Annotated in this window: 16 protein-coding genes; 8 read left to right on the forward strand and 8 right to left on the reverse strand. The window is 70.2% G+C overall.

The genetic code is table 11. The features are described 5' to 3' along the window. Window positions 1-54 precede the first annotated feature (54 nt). The 3 genes from O6P37_RS10540 to O6P37_RS10550 are packed head-to-tail and all read left to right on the forward strand — an operon-like array spanning window position 55 to window position 2,933. Window positions 55-1,212 (forward strand): 5-(carboxyamino)imidazole ribonucleotide synthase, encoded by a 1,158-nt coding sequence (locus O6P37_RS10540; RefSeq protein WP_269894169.1) that lies wholly within the window; start codon window positions 55-57, stop codon window positions 1,210-1,212. After that, entirely contained in the window at window positions 1,209-1,727 is a 519-nt protein-coding gene (gene purE / locus O6P37_RS10545) for a 5-(carboxyamino)imidazole ribonucleotide mutase (RefSeq protein ID WP_269894170.1), read from the forward strand. Before O6P37_RS10540 ends, purE begins: the two co-directional genes overlap by 4 nt. Before the next feature lie 39 nt (window positions 1,728-1,766). After that, window positions 1,767-2,933, forward strand: a complete 1,167-nt coding sequence (locus tag O6P37_RS10550) for an acyl-CoA dehydrogenase (protein WP_269894002.1) — start codon at window positions 1,767-1,769, stop codon at window positions 2,931-2,933. 15 nt (window positions 2,934-2,948) lie between these two features. On the opposite strand, the gene O6P37_RS10555 is transcribed toward O6P37_RS10550, so the two are convergent. The 4 genes from O6P37_RS10555 to O6P37_RS10570 form a co-directional block, all read right to left on the reverse strand. Further along, a complete protein-coding gene (locus tag O6P37_RS10555; RefSeq protein WP_269894003.1) occupies window positions 2,949-4,571 on the reverse strand; it encodes a sugar transferase in 1,623 nt (540 codons plus the stop codon). 349 nt (window positions 4,572-4,920) lie between these two features. Continuing rightward, entirely contained in the window at window positions 4,921-5,280 is a 360-nt protein-coding gene (locus tag O6P37_RS10560) for a hypothetical protein (RefSeq protein WP_269894004.1), read from the reverse strand. A 100-nt stretch (window positions 5,281-5,380) separates the two neighbouring features. Next, on the reverse strand, window positions 5,381-6,097 hold the full coding sequence (locus O6P37_RS10565) for a TIGR03089 family protein (protein WP_269894005.1): 717 nt from the start codon (window positions 6,095-6,097) through the stop codon (window positions 5,381-5,383). Window position 6,098: 1 nt separating this feature from the next. Next, window positions 6,099-7,580, reverse strand: coding sequence for an LCP family protein (locus O6P37_RS10570; protein ID WP_269894006.1), 1,482 nt, complete (start codon window positions 7,578-7,580; stop codon window positions 6,099-6,101). A gap of 79 nt (window positions 7,581-7,659) precedes the next feature. On the opposite strand from O6P37_RS10570, the gene rfbD reads away from it, so the two are divergent. Genes rfbD through manB form a run of 3 tightly spaced genes read left to right on the forward strand, consistent with a single transcriptional unit; the run spans window position 7,660 to window position 10,530 of the window. Further along, window positions 7,660-8,514, forward strand: coding sequence for a dTDP-4-dehydrorhamnose reductase (gene rfbD / locus O6P37_RS10575; RefSeq protein ID WP_269894007.1), 855 nt, complete (start codon window positions 7,660-7,662; stop codon window positions 8,512-8,514). Between the two features lie 38 nt (window positions 8,515-8,552). Continuing rightward, complete coding sequence (locus O6P37_RS10580; RefSeq protein ID WP_269894008.1) at window positions 8,553-9,437, forward strand: glycosyltransferase family 2 protein; 885 nt, start codon at window positions 8,553-8,555, stop codon at window positions 9,435-9,437. Between the two features lie 13 nt (window positions 9,438-9,450). Then, window positions 9,451-10,530 carry a mannose-1-phosphate guanylyltransferase gene (manB, locus tag O6P37_RS10585; RefSeq protein ID WP_269894171.1) on the forward strand — a complete coding sequence of 360 codons (1,080 nt, stop codon included), beginning with the start codon at window positions 9,451-9,453 and terminating at the stop codon, window positions 10,528-10,530. A 53-nt stretch (window positions 10,531-10,583) separates the two neighbouring features. On the opposite strand, the gene O6P37_RS10590 is transcribed toward manB, so the two are convergent. The 3 genes from O6P37_RS10590 to cofD are packed head-to-tail and all read right to left on the reverse strand — an operon-like array spanning window position 10,584 to window position 13,470. Then, window positions 10,584-11,135, reverse strand: coding sequence for an NUDIX hydrolase (locus O6P37_RS10590; protein ID WP_269894009.1), 552 nt, complete (start codon window positions 11,133-11,135; stop codon window positions 10,584-10,586). Then, complete coding sequence (locus tag O6P37_RS10595; RefSeq protein WP_269894010.1) at window positions 11,132-12,472, reverse strand: coenzyme F420-0:L-glutamate ligase; 1,341 nt, start codon at window positions 12,470-12,472, stop codon at window positions 11,132-11,134. Before O6P37_RS10595 ends, O6P37_RS10590 begins: the two co-directional genes overlap by 4 nt. Next, entirely contained in the window at window positions 12,469-13,470 is a 1,002-nt protein-coding gene (gene cofD, locus O6P37_RS10600) for a 2-phospho-L-lactate transferase (protein ID WP_269894011.1), read from the reverse strand. The genes O6P37_RS10595 and cofD overlap by 4 nt, the downstream gene beginning before the upstream one ends. A gap of 445 nt (window positions 13,471-13,915) precedes the next feature. Here cofD and O6P37_RS10605 point away from each other — a divergent pair, with 445 nt between their 5' ends. Continuing rightward, entirely contained in the window at window positions 13,916-14,182 is a 267-nt protein-coding gene (locus O6P37_RS10605; protein ID WP_264016019.1) for a WhiB family transcriptional regulator, read from the forward strand. Window positions 14,183-14,206: 24 nt separating this feature from the next. On the opposite strand, the gene O6P37_RS10610 is transcribed toward O6P37_RS10605, so the two are convergent. Beyond that, window positions 14,207-14,629 (reverse strand): metallopeptidase family protein, encoded by a 423-nt coding sequence (locus O6P37_RS10610; RefSeq protein WP_264016018.1) that lies wholly within the window; start codon window positions 14,627-14,629, stop codon window positions 14,207-14,209. Between the two features lie 132 nt (window positions 14,630-14,761). Between O6P37_RS10610 and O6P37_RS10615 the strand changes: the two genes are divergently transcribed. Next, the gene (locus O6P37_RS10615; RefSeq protein ID WP_264015956.1) at window positions 14,762-15,181 is read left to right on the forward strand and encodes a DUF3499 domain-containing protein; all 420 of its coding nucleotides are present in this window, start codon (window positions 14,762-14,764) and stop codon (window positions 15,179-15,181) included. Window positions 15,182-15,200 lie beyond the last annotated feature (19 nt).

Here is a 15,200-nt window from a genome sequence, read left to right on the forward strand (position 1 = left end):
CGTGACACGATAGGCGTCGTGCCGACGAATTCCTCCTCGCCGCCCGTCGTGGCCATGATCGGCGGGGGCCAGCTGGCCCGGATGACCCACCAGGCGGCAATCGCGCTCGGTCAGTCGCTGCGCGTGCTGGCCACCGGCCCCGACGAGCCCGCCGCCCAGGTCACCCCCGACGTGGTGATCGGATCCCATACCGACCTCGACGCGCTGCGCCGGGCCGCCGCCGGAGCCACCGCGCTGACCTTCGACCACGAGCACGTGCCGACCGAACTGCTCGACACGCTGGTCGGCGAGGGCGTCAACGTCGCACCGCCGCCGGCCGCGCTTGTGCACGCGCAGGACAAACTGGTGATGCGCCGCCGGCTCGAGGCGCTCGGCGCGCCCATACCCCGCTACACCGCGCTGGAGTCGGTCGACGACGTCGAGGCCTTCTCCCGCGCCGTCGGGGGGCCGGTGGTGATCAAGACGGTGCGCGGCGGCTATGACGGACGCGGGGTCGTGCTGGCCCGCGACGCCGGGCACGCCCGCGAAGTGGTGGCCCGCTACCTGGCCGACGGAGTGGCCGTGCTGGCCGAGGAGCGGGTGCAGATGCGGCGCGAACTCGCTGCGCTGGTGGCCCGGTCGCCGTTCGGTCAGGGGGCGGCGTGGCCGGTGGTGGAGACCGTCCAGCGCGACGGGATCTGCGTGACGGTGATCGCGCCCGCGGCCGGGTTGTCCGATGAGACGAGTTCGGCGGCACAGAAACTCGCGCTGAGTCTGGCGTCGGAGCTCGGCGCGGTGGGAGTGCTCGCGGTGGAGCTCTTCGAAACCGTCGACGGCGGGCTGCTGGTCAACGAGCTGGCGATGCGCCCGCACAACTCCGGGCACTGGACCATGGACGGCGCACGGACCAGTCAGTTCGAGCAGCACGTGCGGGCGGTGCTGGACTATCCGCTCGGCGACACCGGTCTGCTCACCCCGGTGACGGTGATGGCCAACGTCCTGGGCGCCGCGCACACTCCGGCGATGGGCATGGACGAACGTCTGCACCACCTGCTCGCCCGGCTGCCCGACGCCAAGGTGCACCTGTATGGCAAGACCGAACGGCCCGGCCGCAAGATCGGCCACGTGAACATCCCCGGCCGCGACGCGGAGTACCTGCGCGAGCGTGCGGAACGGGCGGCACACTGGCTGTCGCACGCCGAATGGACCGACGGATGGGACCCGCACAGATGAGTTCCGGAGCACCCGCGCCGCGCGTCGGCGTGATCATGGGCAGCGACAGCGACTGGTCGGTGATGGCCGAAGCCGCCGAGGCGCTCGCAGAGTTCGAGGTGCCCTTCGAGGTCGGTGTCGTGTCGGCGCACCGCACACCGGGCCGGATGCTCGACTACGCCCGCACCGCGGCCGAGCGGGGCGTCGAGGTGATCATCGCCGGCGCAGGCGGTGCCGCCCACCTGCCCGGCATGGTGGCCTCGGCGACGCCGCTGCCCGTCATCGGGGTGCCGGTGCCCTTGGCGCGACTCGACGGGCTGGACTCGCTGCTGTCGATCGTGCAGATGCCCGCGGGAGTGCCGGTGGCCACGGTGTCGATCGGTGGAGCGCGCAACGCGGGCCTGCTGGCGGTGCGGATTCTCGGCGCCGCCGATGTGGCGCTGCGCGACCGGATGACGGCGTTCCAGGCCGATCTCGAGCAGATGGTGCTGGCCAAGGACGCAGCGCTGCGGGACCGGTTGCTGGGCGACGGCTGACAGCGGGTAAAGTTACCGGTGAGTAGCTAGGAGGCCGTGATGGCTCAATGGGCCGGTAATCAATCGTTCGACGTGTTCCAGTTGCCAGAGGAACATCAGGAGTTGCGCACCGCGATCCGCGCACTCGCCGAGAAGGAGATCGCACCGCACGCCGCCGAGGTGGACGAGCAGTCGCGCTTCCCCGAGGAAGCCCTGCAGGCGCTGAACGCCTCGGGCTTCAACGCCGTGCACGTGCCCGAGGAGTACGGCGGCCAGGGCGCCGACTCGGTGGCGGCCTGCATCGTGATCGAGGAGGTCGCCCGCGTCGACGCGTCGGCGTCGCTGATCCCGGCGGTGAACAAGCTCGGCACCATGGGGCTGATTCTGCGGGGCTCGGACGACCTCAAGAAGAAGGTGCTCTCCGACCTCGTCGACGGGGCGATGGCGTCCTACGCGCTCTCGGAGCGGGAAGCCGGCAGTGACGCGGCCGCCATGCGCACCCGAGCCAAGGCCGACGGCGACGACTGGCTCCTCAACGGCACCAAGGCGTGGATCACCAATGGCGGCAAGTCGAAGTGGTACACCGTCATGGCGGTGACCGACCCGGACAAGGGCGCCAACGGCATCTCCGCGTTCATGGTGCACCTCGATGACGAGGGTTTCAGCATCGGGCCCAAGGAGAAGAAGCTCGGCATCAAGGGCTCGCCGACCACCGAGCTGTACTTCGAGAACTGCCGCATCCCCGGCGACCGGATCATCGGTGAGCCGGGTACCGGATTCAAGACAGCGCTGGCCACGCTCGACCACACCCGCCCGACGATCGGCGCGCAGGCCGTCGGCATCGCGCAGGGCGCGCTGGACGCGGCGATCGCATACACCAGGGACCGCAAGCAGTTCGGCCGCCCGGTGAGCGACAACCAGGGCGTGCAGTTCATGCTCGCCGACATGGCGATGAAGGTGGAGGCTGCGCGTCTGATGGTCTACAGCGCCGCGGCGCGCGCCGAGCGCGGCGAACCGGCATTGGGCTTCATCTCCGCGGCGTCGAAGTGCTTCGCCTCAGACGTCGCAATGGAGGTCACCACCGACGCCGTCCAGTTGTTCGGCGGCGCCGGCTACACCATCGACTTCCCGGTGGAGCGGATGATGCGGGACGCGAAGATCACCCAGATCTACGAGGGCACCAACCAGATTCAGCGCGTCGTGATGTCGCGGGCCCTGCTGCGCTGACCGCTGCCTGCGCGGTCAGTATGCGCCTTCGCGTCTGAGCACAGCCCGCACCGTCCGCCAGACGATGACCAGGTCGGTGACGGGCGACCAGTTGTCCACGTAGGAGTGGTCGAGCCGGATGCGCTCCTCTTCGGAGACATCCGATCGGCCCGAGATCTGCCACAGTCCGGTCATTCCGGGCTTGACCAGCGACCGACGTTCGACGAAATGATTGACCGACGCGCCCTCACCCGGGACGAGCGGCCGCGGGCCCACCAGGCTCATCGAACCACTCAGGACGTTGAACAGCTGGGGTACTTCGTCGATGCTCGTCTTTCGCAGGAACCGCCCCACCCGGGTGATCCTGGAATCCGATGCCGATTTGAAGAAGATCGAACCGGCCGGGTCGGTTGATGCGCGTTCGACTGATTGCGTCGCCTCGGCGTCGGTCGACATGGTGCGAAACTTCCAGATCCGGAAGCGCCGCCCGTGGAGTCCGACTCGTTCCTGGCGGAAGAACACCGGTCCGCCGTCGTCGTATTTGATCGCCAACGCGGCCACCAGAAGCATCGGCGTCAGGGCCAACAGCGCCGCGGCTCCCACGACGAGGTCGAAGGCTCGCTTGGGATACATCGAGACGCCGTCGTGCCGAGGACGCGCGATGTGGAACAGCGGAAGGTTGTCGATGGGGCGCAGCTTCAACCGCGGCCCGGCGATGTCGGTCATGCCCGGCACCACGATCATGTCGACGTCGAGCGAGTCCAGCCGCCAGGCGAGCTCGCGCATCTTGTCATGGCCGAGATGCTCGACGGCAGTGATCGCAATGGCGTCCGCCTGTGTCAGTTCGATCGCCCGTTCCACTGATTGTTCGTCACCGAGCACCGGCACCACGCCGGCGGCGGTGATGAGATCGGCACCCACCTCGCGGTCATAGCCTGGTATGCAGACGCCGGCCACGACGTAACCACTGGGTGTCGAGCGATCGAAATGGTCGCAGAGCATCGCGATAGAGCTCGGTTTGCCCAGGACGACCACGCGAGTGGTGTATCGGCCGTTCGCTCGTTGGTGCGCCAATTGGCGTCGCAGCAGGTGGCGGCCGACCAGCAGCCCGATCAGCCCGGAGGGTAGTGCGATGACGAGGTAGCCGCGGGAGAGATCGGTCTGCAGCAGCAGGCTTCCAACCGCGGCAGCACCGAACACCCATGCGGTGGCGGAGACGACCCGGCGATACTCCTCTGTCCCCACGCCGACGAGTGAGACGTCACGGGACTGGACCAGGGTGAGCGCGAGCAGCCAGGTTGCCCCGAGAGCGGCGGACAGGGCGGTGACGGGTCCCCAGTCGGCACGCTCGGAGAGGTTGTCGACGGGTAGCAGATGGAATCTGCCGATCTGCGCGGCGGCGAGCGCGGAGATGACGATGATCGCGTCCACCACGAGCACCCGTCGCGCGTAGGACTGCTGCCAGTGCCGAGCGGCGGCGCGGCCGGCGGCTCCGTCGGTCAGGAGCCGGGCGATCGAACCGGGGCTGCGATTGCCCACGGATCCGCCGTCGGCGTCACGCTGCGAGCCGTTGGGCGTCGACACCGGTCCCGGCGTCCGGGGCTTGTCCGTGCCCCTTGTCGCCGTCACGTCAGTACCGGACAGGTCGGACTGTGTCATGTGCAACGTACCTCTCGTTCGCTGCGATCAGCGCCAGTTAAGAACTACACGTATGGGTCGCGAGCTGACAACACGCCACGCTCGGTTGTGACTCACATCATACGACGCACCTCGCTGAGTATGCTGATCTCGCACGTTCCGACGCATAAATCTCGATAAGTACTGTTGAACGCGCATATATGCGGGTCGCCAAGGAGCTCAAAGTAATTTGCCAAACTTGCAGTTTCGCGTCACGTTTTCAGGCACGGTCAGGAGCCCGGGCTGGTCGGCGCTGTCGCCGTCGTGTTTCTGACAGCATCGTCAGAAAGAATTGCGGCCGCAGGCACGCGGCGACAGCGTCAGTGCCTGATCAGGAACCGGTGGTACCGGGGTGGGACATGGGTTCGGAGACGGGCTGGGAGACGGGCGCGGGCCGGCTGACGGGTCGCTCGACCGGAGTCGGTTCGGAAGTGGGCGCGTCGAGTGCCTGAAATCCGTAGACGAAGAGGCACGTCGACACCAGCGCCCAGGCGTTGCCGAGTATCCAGTCGAGGCTGCTGCCATCGGCCGCGCCGGCCAGGAAGTACACCGCCACGGCCAGGAACGGGTAGCCCAGGGTTACGAAGAAGCGGCCATCCCTGCTGCTGCGCCAGCGCGGATGGCGACGGTTACGCAGGTGCCAGGCGCCGATCGCCACGATCACCGCGATCCCCGCGATTGTCGAGTTCATCGGTGGACCCCCGCGCTGAGTGAGAGGCGTATGCCCAAGTGCCAGCATCCCCTGGTGGTCCCACTGGGAGCCACGAAAAGGGCGATATCTTGCCGAATTCTTACCGTCGCGCCTGGTTGCAGGTCACATTCTCCATCGCGGCGCGCCGATCGAGCCCGGCGGGATCTGGATTGGCGACCTGAACCAGCGATCCACCGGCGGCGAACACCGCGAGCAGATGGTCGACGAGGTCGTCGGCGGTGGCCCACGCGTGGGTGGACAGCACCCGGTCGGTGGCCGTGATCCCTTGCGCCGTAGCGGATTCACGGGCCGCGGTGATCACCTCGTCGGCTGACTGCCCAGCCAGGGCGGGCCCGGGCCTGCGTTCGGGGACAATCTGGTCGCCGTGCACGCGCACCGCGGTGGCGTAGTCGGTGATCCCGACGGGCAGATCGGGCACCGGCTTGCCGAACGGATCGAGTGACAGCACGGCGATCTCGCCGACCCCGACGGCGGCATCCGCCTCGGGCAGCCGGTCGAGTGTGCACAGCGCGACGTCGGCCTCACCGTCGAGCACCACCTCGGCGCCGATCCACCAGACACCGAACAGCACCGCTGCGGTCTGCCAGTGGGCGGGCAGCAGCACCGCCACCCGGCTGCCCGGTCCGGCGCCCAGTTCGTCGCGCAGCAGATTGGCCGTCTTGGCCGCCCAATTGGCGAGCGTCACCGCGGACAGCTCGATACGTTCGCCGGTGGCGTCGTCGTAGTAGGTGATGCGCGGCCCGACGGGGTCGGATGCCAGCAGCGGGTCGAGCACCGCTCCGGAGACGGTGGTCATGTCAGTTGACGCACTCCGGGTCGTCGGAGCCCGCGGTGATCACCGGCGCCGGCGCCGGGGGCGCCCCAGTCGACTCCTCTGTCGACCCGGTGGCCGCCGGGTCGGCGGCCAGCAGGGCGGGGTCGGCGCCGTCGAGACCCGAGCCCGGGCCGGTGTAGTCGGCGGCCAGCACCACCCGCACCGCGCCGGACGGCACCGAGGCGTCCTCGACGACCGGCAGCCCGCCGAGGTCCTTGGCGACCGCCTGCGCGCCGAGGTCGTCGGCCGTGGCGGCCTGCACCTGGCTGCCGCTCACCTGGACGCCCTGCTCGTGGTTGCCGGTCGGGCCGGGCGTGAATCCCTTCTCCGTCAGCACTCCCGACACCGCGGCGGCCAGCCCGTTGATGTCGGTCGCGTTGACCACCTCCGCGGTGGTCTTGCTCGGCGTGTAGGCCAGTTCCTCGGTCTTGCCCTCGTCCTGGTCGTGCAGCAGGCTCGACACCCACTCCTGCACCTGCACCGGGTCCACCCGCACCACGCTCTGCATGCCGTCGTCGCTCCAACCGTCCTCCCGCAGAACGGGAATGGTGGCGAACGCGACGTTGCCCGCCGCCAGCTTCTGCAGCTGGTCGACGAAATCCATGATGTCCCAGCCGTCGGAGAGCACCACCGAGCGCTGCACCGCTGCTTCCAGCCGGCTCAGCGTGGCGGGGCTCGACAGCGTCTTGCTGGAGATCACCTCGTGGGCGAGTGACGCCATCACCGCCTGCTGGCGGGTCACCCGGTCGAGGTCGCCACGCGGCAGGTCGTGGCGTTGCCGCACGAAGCTCAGCGCCTGGGGGCCGTTGAGCTTCTGCCAGCCGGCCGGGAAGTCGGCGCCCGAAAGTGGTTCGTAGACCGCATCTTTGAGGCAGACGTCGACACCGCCCAGGGCGTCGGTGATCAACGAGAAGCCGAGCAGCCCGATCTCGGCGTAGTGGTCGACGGTGACACCGGTGAGATTGGCGACGGTCTTGATCAGCGCCTCGCGACCGTCTTCGACGGCCTCCTTCTCGGCCTGCGCCGGATCCATGCCCTCGACTTCGACGAGCTGCTTCAGCGTCTCGAACCTGGCCTCGCCGTAGACGCCGTTGATCTTCGTCTTGTACATGCCCGGCGTCTCGACGTACGAGTCGCGGGGAATGGAGATCGCGGTGGCCGACTCGCCGCTGTTCGGGATGCGGATCAAGATGATGGTGTCGGTGTTGGTCGCGACGTCGTCACCGGCGCGCAGCGTGGCCAGCTCCTCGGCCGAGAGCGGGTTGCCGTGGGCGTCGGTACGACTGTCCGACCCCACCAGCAGCACGTCGATCGCCCCGTCCTCGCCGCCGCCGCCCAGCGTGGCCGAGCTGATGTGGTTGATGCCGGACTCGAACGAGCGGATTCGGCTCCACGCCACACCCGTCCCCAGCACCACCGCCAGCGCGGTGGTCACGGCGACAGCACGAAGTACACGGGCGGGCATCAGCCCAGGTTACTTGCGAGTGGCGCCGCATCGAGGTAGCGCTCGTCGGCGTGCCAGCCGCCGTGTCAGACTCGCGGCCATGGCGCAGCGCATCGTGATCACCGGGGCAGGCGGCCTCGTGGGCACCGTTCTCGCAGCTCAGGCCCGCCGCGAGGGGCGCACTGTCGCGGCGCTGACCTCCGCCGAGTGGGACATCACCGATCCCGCCGCCGCCCAGCGCGTCGTGCGCGCCGGCGACGTGGTGATCAACTGCGCGGCCTACACGAAGGTCGACGCCGCCGAGTCGGAGCCCGCGCGCGCCCACGAGGTCAACGCCGTCGGCCCCGGCCACGTCGCGCGCGCCTGCGCGGCCGTCGGCGCCGGTCTGGTGCACATCTCCACCGACTACGTGTTCAGCGGCGACCGCCGCGAGCCCTATGAGGTCGACGACGAGACCGGACCGCTTGGCGTCTACGGCCGCACGAAGCTGGAAGGGGAGCGCGCCGTGTTCGACGCGCTGCCGACCGCGCACGTCGTCCGCACCGCGTGGATCTACCGGGGCGCCGCGGGCGGGACGGACTTCGTCGCGGTCATGCGGCGCATGGCGGCCGGAGACGCCACCGTCGACGTGGTGGCCGACCAGGTCGGCGCCCCCACCTACGTCGGTGACCTGGTGACGGCCCTGCTCCAGGTGGCCGACGGCACCGTCGACGCACCGGTGCTGCACGCGGCGAACGACGGCCAGGCCAGCCGCTTCGAACAGGCCACGGCGGTGTTCGAGCTCCTCGGCGCCGACCCGCAGCGGGTCCGTCCCGTCGGCACCGACCGGCACCCGCGGCCCGCGCCCCGGCCGGCGTACTCCGTCCTGTCCGGCAGGCGGTCCGCCGCGGCCGGACTCACTCCGCTGCGGCCGTGGCGGGAGGCGCTGACCAGCGCGCTGAACGAGGCGCCGTGACGGCCCGGTTACCCTCTACGCCGTGATGGTGATGTCACGTGGGTGACGAGCTGGTGGTGGTGACGGTGACGTATTCGCCGGGCCCGCACCTCGACCGCTTCCTGGCGTCCCTGCCACACGCGACCGAACGCCCGGTCACGGTGGTGATGGCGGACAACGGGTCGACCGACGGCTCGCCCGAGGAGGCCCTGCAGCGGTATCCGAACGCCCGTCTGCTGCGGACCGGCGGCAACCTCGGCTACGGCACCGCGGTGAACCGCGCCGTCTCCGAATACCTGCGCGACGCCGACCCGTCGCACGACCCCGAGTTCTTCGTCGTCGCCAACCCCGACGTGCAGTGGGGACCGCACTCGATCGACACCCTGCTCGAGGCGGCTGCCCGGTGGCCGCGGGCGGGGGCGCTGGGGCCGCTGATCAACGACCCGGACGGCACCGTCTACCCGTCGGCGCGGCACCAGCCGAGCATTGTCCGCGGCGGCATGCATGCGGTGGTCGGCCCGTTCTGGAAGTCCAACCCGTGGACGGCGGCCTACCGGCAGGACCGCGAGGAGCCCAGCGAACGTGTCGTCGGCTGGCTGTCCGGGGCGTGCCTGTTGCTGCGGAGGTCCGCCTTCGACGACGTGTCGGGCTTCGACGAGCGCTACTTCATGTACATGGAGGACGTCGACCTGGGTGATCGCCTCGCCAAGGCGGGCTGGCAGAACGTATACGTGCCGTCGGCGGAGGTGTTGCACCACAAGGGCCACTCCACCGGCCGCGACCCGGCCCGCAACTTGGCCGCGCATCATCGCAGCACCTACACTTTCCTGGCTGACCGTTACCCGAGGTGGTGGCAGGCCCCGCTGCGCGGGGCGTTCCGGGGAGCCCTCGCCGTGCGCGCAGGTTTGGTGGTCAGGAAGTCGCGGCGAAGGAAAGGGCACTAGCGTGGCGAATCCGCTGAACCCGGCCGAGGTGGACGCCGTCGTCCTGGTGGGCGGCCAGGGCACCCGGCTGCGACCGTTGACGCTGTCGGCGCCCAAGCCGATGCTGCCGACGGCCGGGCTGCCGTTCCTGACCCACCTGCTGTCCCGGATCGCCAAGGCAGGCATCGAGCACGTCGTGCTGGGCACCTCGTACAAGGCGAAGGTGTTCGAGGCCGAGTTCGGCGACGGCTCCAAGCTCGGCCTTCAGATCGACTACGTCACCGAGACCGAACCGCTGGGCACCGGCGGCGCCATCGCCAACGTGGCCGACAAGCTGCGCCACGACACCGTGATGGTCTTCAACGGTGACGTGCTGTCCGGCGCGGATCTGGGTGCGCTACTGAACTCCCACGCCGAGCGGGAGGCCGACGTCACGCTGCACCTGGTGCGTGTCGGCGACCCGCGCGCCTTCGGCTGCGTGCCCACCGACACCGACGGCGTCGTGACGGCGTTCCTGGAGAAGACGCAGGATCCGCCCACCGACCAGATCAACGCCGGCTGCTACGTGTTCCGGCGCGAGGTGATCGAGCAGCGGATCCCGGCCGGGCGTGCGCTGTCGGTGGAGCGCGAGGTGTTCCCCGCGCTGCTGTCCGACGGACTCAAGGTGTGCGGCTACGTCGACGCGACCTACTGGCGTGACATGGGCACGCCCGAGGACTTCGTGCGAGGTTCGGCCGACCTGGTGCGCGGCATCGCGCCGTCGCCGGCGCTGGGCGGTCACCGCAGCGAGTCGCTGGTGCACGACGGCGCCGCGGTGGCGCCCGGCGCACTGCTGATCGGCGGCACGGTGGTCGGCCGCGGCGCCGAGATCGGGGCGGGCGCCCGGTTGGACGGCGCGGTGATCTTCGACGGGGTGCGGGTCGAGGCCGGTTCGGTGATCGAGCGGTCGATCCTCGGCTTCGGCGTCCGGATCGGGCCGCGCGCGCTGATCCGGGATGCGGTGATCGGCGACGGCGCCGACATCGGCGCCCGCTGCGAGCTGCTGCGCGGCGCGCGGGTGTGGCCGGGCGTCGCCATCCCCGACGGCGGCCTGCGCTACTCCACCGACGTCTGACCGTCCGCCTCTTTCCACGGAACTGCATTCCCGGTCGTCAAGCCGCGCGCTTGCTAGCCAGGAATGCCGTTCCGGCGCAACGCCGCGTTCACCAGTTGCGCCAAGCCGAAGTCGGTGCCATCGGGCAGCGCGTCGAGTGGCCACCAGCGCAGGTCGAGCGACTCCCGGCTGACCGTGATCTCGGCGTCGCGCGGCGCGCGCACCACGAACTGCATGTCGAGGTGGCGGGTCGGCACGCCCAGCGAGCAGGTCACCGGGTGCACGTGCAGGGCGGCCATCGACGGGTCGATGGTCAGGCCCGCGACACCGGATTCCTCACCCGCCTCGCGCAGCGCGGCGGCGACGATGTCGGCGTCGCCCTCCTCGCAGTGCCCGCCGAGCTGCAGCCACCGGCCCACCCGAGGGTGAAGGGTGAGCAGCGTCCGGGTGCCGGTGTGGTCGATGACGAGTGCCGAGGCGGTGATGTGGCCTGCTGCGCAGGACCGCTCACACGCGTCGGGCCTGGCGGCCAGGAACGCCAGCACCGAGTGCCGCAGGCTGTCCTGGGCGGGGTCGGGCGCCACCCAGTCGGTGAGCACCTCGACCGCCGAGGCGTGCAGTGTCACCGGCGCACCAGCAGCCCGTCGACGGACGCGGGATCACGCGGGCCGGTGGGTTCGGCGGCGTAGCCGATGGCGATCGCGCCCAACGGCTCCCAGTCGTCGGGCACCTCCAGCTCGTGGCGCACCAGGTCGGCGGCGAAGATGGTGGAGCCGATCCAGCAGCTGCCCACGCCGCGGACCGCGAGGGCGACCAGCAGCGCCTGCACGGCGGCGCCGGCGGCGACGGTGAACATGGTCCGCTCTGCGGCCGTCCGCTGCGCGTCCGGGTAGTCGTGCGCGCCGTCGGGCACCACGAACGGGATCACGAGTTCGGGTGCGTCGTAGAGGATCTGGCCGCGGGCGACGCGTCGTTCGACGGCGTCGGCCGGCATCCCGTCGCCGGTCAGGTCGGCACGCCAGCGGTCCCGCATCCGGTCCAGCACGCGGCGGCGGGTATCGGCGTCCTGCAGCCACAGGAAGCGCACCGGCCGGGTGTGGTGCGGTGCGGGGGCGGTGAGCGCCTCGGCGACCGACGCCTCGATCAGCTCCGGCCCGACGGCGTCGGCGCTGAAGTGCCGGACCGAGCGGCGCAGCAGCTGGGCCTGGGTGCGGCCGAGGTGCAGCGCCTCCTCGGTGCCCAGCCAGAACAGGTCGTCCTCGCCGGGCCGCAGCAGGTCGCGTGCGGTCGACCCGTCGTCGGGCAGCGACAGCCCGCGCACCACCGCGACCGGGATGCCCGTCAACTTGCCCTTCACCAGATCCGCCGCCGCCGCGATCTCGTCGGCGACGGCCACCTCGGTGACGAGCAGTTCGTTGCCGTGCACGTCGCGGGCCCCGGCATAGCCGTGCAGCACGGAGAGCCCGGCGGCGCCGATCGCGGCGTCGGTCTGGCCGTTGCGCCAGGCGCGTCCCATGGTGTCGGTGATCACCACGGCGACACGCACGCCGAGCCGGTCGGCGAGTCCGGACCGCAGGGCCGCCGCGCTGCCGTCCGGGTCGACGGGCAGCAGGGCGAGTTCGGTCGAGCCCACGTTCGAGCCGTCGACCCCGGCCGCCGCCTGGATCAGGCCGATGGCGTTCTCGGTGATCAGCGTCTTGCCCTTGCGGGCCAGCACCCGCACGGCTTCGTCGTCGATGAGTTTGCGCCGCAGCGCATCCCGTTCCTCGGGGTCGGCAGGTGCGGCGACGATGCGGCCTTCGCACTTGGACACCACCTTGCTGGTGACCACCACGACGTCGCCGTCCCGCAGCCACGGCGCGGCCGCGGCCAGCGCGGCGGCGAGGTCGTCACCGGTGCGGAACTCCGGCAGCCCGGGCACCGGCAGCAGTTCCACCGCCGCGGCGGATCCGTGCTCGGTCACAGCGTCAGCCCGGCCAGGTCGAGCGCGGCGCGCACCATGTCGGCAGTGGCGCCCGGGTCGGTCATCAGCAGCGGAACGGCCCGCACGTCGACGCCCTCGATCGCGGCGTCGTCACCGGTGTGGACCAGCCAGCCGTCGAGCAGGCCGACACCGGAGCGCGCCCCGAAGTGTCTGCCGACGGCTTCGGAGGTGGATTCGACGCCGATGACCGACAGGCAGCGGTCCGCCATGCCGCGCAACGGCTTTCCGGCGACGATCGGGGAGTAGCCGATCACCTTGGCCGATGTCGAGCGCAGGGCGGCGCGGACGCCTCCCACTGCGAGGATCGGTCCGATGCTCACCACCGGGTTCGACGGCGCCAGCAGCACCACGTCGGCTTCGGCGATCGCATCGGTGACACCGGGGGCGGCGGTGGCCTTGTCGGCGCCGACGAAGGCGAAGCTGTGCGTCTCCACGTTCGCCCGGTAGCGCACCCACCATTCCTGGAAGTGGATCGCGCGCCGCTCTCCGGCCGTCTCGCCCGGGCCGGGGTCGGTGATCACGACGTGGGTCTCGCTGCGGTCGTCGCTCACCGGCAGCAGCCGCGCGCCGGGCGCCCAGCGCGCACACAGCGCCTCGGTGACCTGGGAGAGCGGATAGCCCGCCCGCAGCATCTGGCTGCGCACCAGGTGGGTGGCCAGGTCCCGGTCGCCGAGCCCGAACCAATCGGGTTGCACCCCGTAGGCCGCCAGTTCCTCCTTGGCGTGCCACGTTTCGTCGCGGTGACCCCAGCCGCGGTCGGGGTCGATGCCGCCACCCAGGGTGTACATGCAGGTGTCGAGGTCGGGGCAGATGCGCACGCCGTGCATCCAGGCGTCGTCGCCGACGTTGACGACGGCGGTCAGTTCGTGTCCGGACGACGCCTCGCCGGTGGCGAACTGCCCGAGTCCGAGCAGGTGCTGCACACCGAGCAGGAAGCGCGCGCCGCCGACTCCGCCGACCAGTACGGTGACCTTCACATCGATCGAGATTAGGCGCTGCCGCGATCGCCGCCGCGACCGCCTGCGGCCCCGGCGCGAACATCCAAGATCACAAACGAGACACGCCGACGTCACGGCGCGCCGTATGCGGGTCACGGGATGGTATGAATTTCTGTTCCAGCGCTTGACCCCGGCAGCTAACGCGTGTCTAATCACATCAGTGTCATTCCCGGTTGGCCGGCCGAAATCGGTGTCGCAGACCGAGATTCGATCACTTGTTCGAATTGATTGGTCGCACATCTCCATCGTGGGGCTCCGAGTTCATCTACGACACCGAGTGAGGAGGCGGGAAATGTCTTTTGAGAGTAGCGATTTCGATCGAGTAGTCCGGTTCGACAACCGGCTGCTCGGCGCTGTCGGCAGCATGCCGCACACCGATATCAGGCCGGCGCCGACGGCGGCCGCAAACCGGCCGCAATTGAGCCTGGTCCCCGACCAGGGCGACGAGTGGGAAGTTGATCCGGCAACTACCGAGGATCAATGGCAGGAGCGCGCGCTGTGCGCTCAGACCGACCCCGAGGCGTTCTTCCCGGAGAAGGGCGGCTCGACCCGCGAAGCCAAGCGGATCTGCCTGGGCTGCGAGGTGCGCGACGAGTGCCTCGACTACGCGCTGGCCCATGACGAGCGGTTCGGCATCTGGGGCGGGCTCTCCGAGCGGGAGCGCCGACGCCTCAAGCGCGGCATCATCTAGCTCCGACCTGGCCCGCGCCGGGCCTCACTCGTCCTCGATCGTCGGGTCGATGACTGTGGGTTCGACGCCCAGGAATGTGGCGACCTGCGCCACCAGCACCTCATGCAGCAGCTCGGCGAGTTCGTCGGTGTCTTTGGCCCGGCGCTCGATCGGCTTGCGGAACAACACTATTCGCGCCCGGGTGGCGTTACCCCGGACATCTACGCCCGCGGGTATCAGCCTCGCCAACGCAATCGGCCCGTCGGCCACCACCTCGGGCGGCCACTGAACACTGTCGGGATCCTTCGGTGAGATCCGCGGAATCTCGTCCACCGCGACGTCGAGTGCGGAGACCCGGTCGGCCCAGCGCCGCTCGATCGGCTCGTAGGCCTCCAGCACCGCCATGTCGAACCGTTCCGCGCGACTGCGCCAGCCCGGCACCGACGGCGGCAGCAGCGGGCCGCGCATATCCCGGCGGCGGCGTGATCGCCACCGGTTCCCTTCGGCCACGGTCACCGATCGTAACGGTTCGAGATCGGCCGCCCCGACGCTGCGCGTGTCCGGTGCCACGGGGCCGCGGTGCGCGATAGCCTCTCGATCGTGAACGTTCCCCGTCGCTGCTGCCGGCCCGGGTGCCCTCACTATGCTGTGGCGACGCTGACCTTCGTGTACTCGGACTCCACCGCCGTGGTCGGGCCCCTGGCCACTGTGAACGAGCCGCATTCCTGGGATCTGTGCGTCGGCCATGCCAGCCGGATCACCGCCCCGCGGGGATGGGAGCTGGTTCGCCACGCCGGCCCGCTGCCCACCCATCCGGACGAGGACGACCTGGTCGCCCTCGCCGACGCGGTGCGCGAGGGACGTGAAGTGGCGGCCCCGATGAACGGTGTGGTGGCGGGCTTCTCCGATCCCTCCACCGGAGTCGCGGGTGGTGCGCTGATGGCGCCCCCGGCCCGTCGGCCCGATTCGAGCGGGCGCCGGCGCGGACACCTGCGGGTGTTGCCGGACCCCGGCGAGTAAACCGGAGGCCGGCGGCCGC

The organism is Mycobacterium hippophais (assembly GCF_027529605.1).
Taxonomy (GTDB): Bacteria; Actinomycetota; Actinomycetes; order Mycobacteriales; family Mycobacteriaceae; genus Mycobacterium; species Mycobacterium arseniciresistens.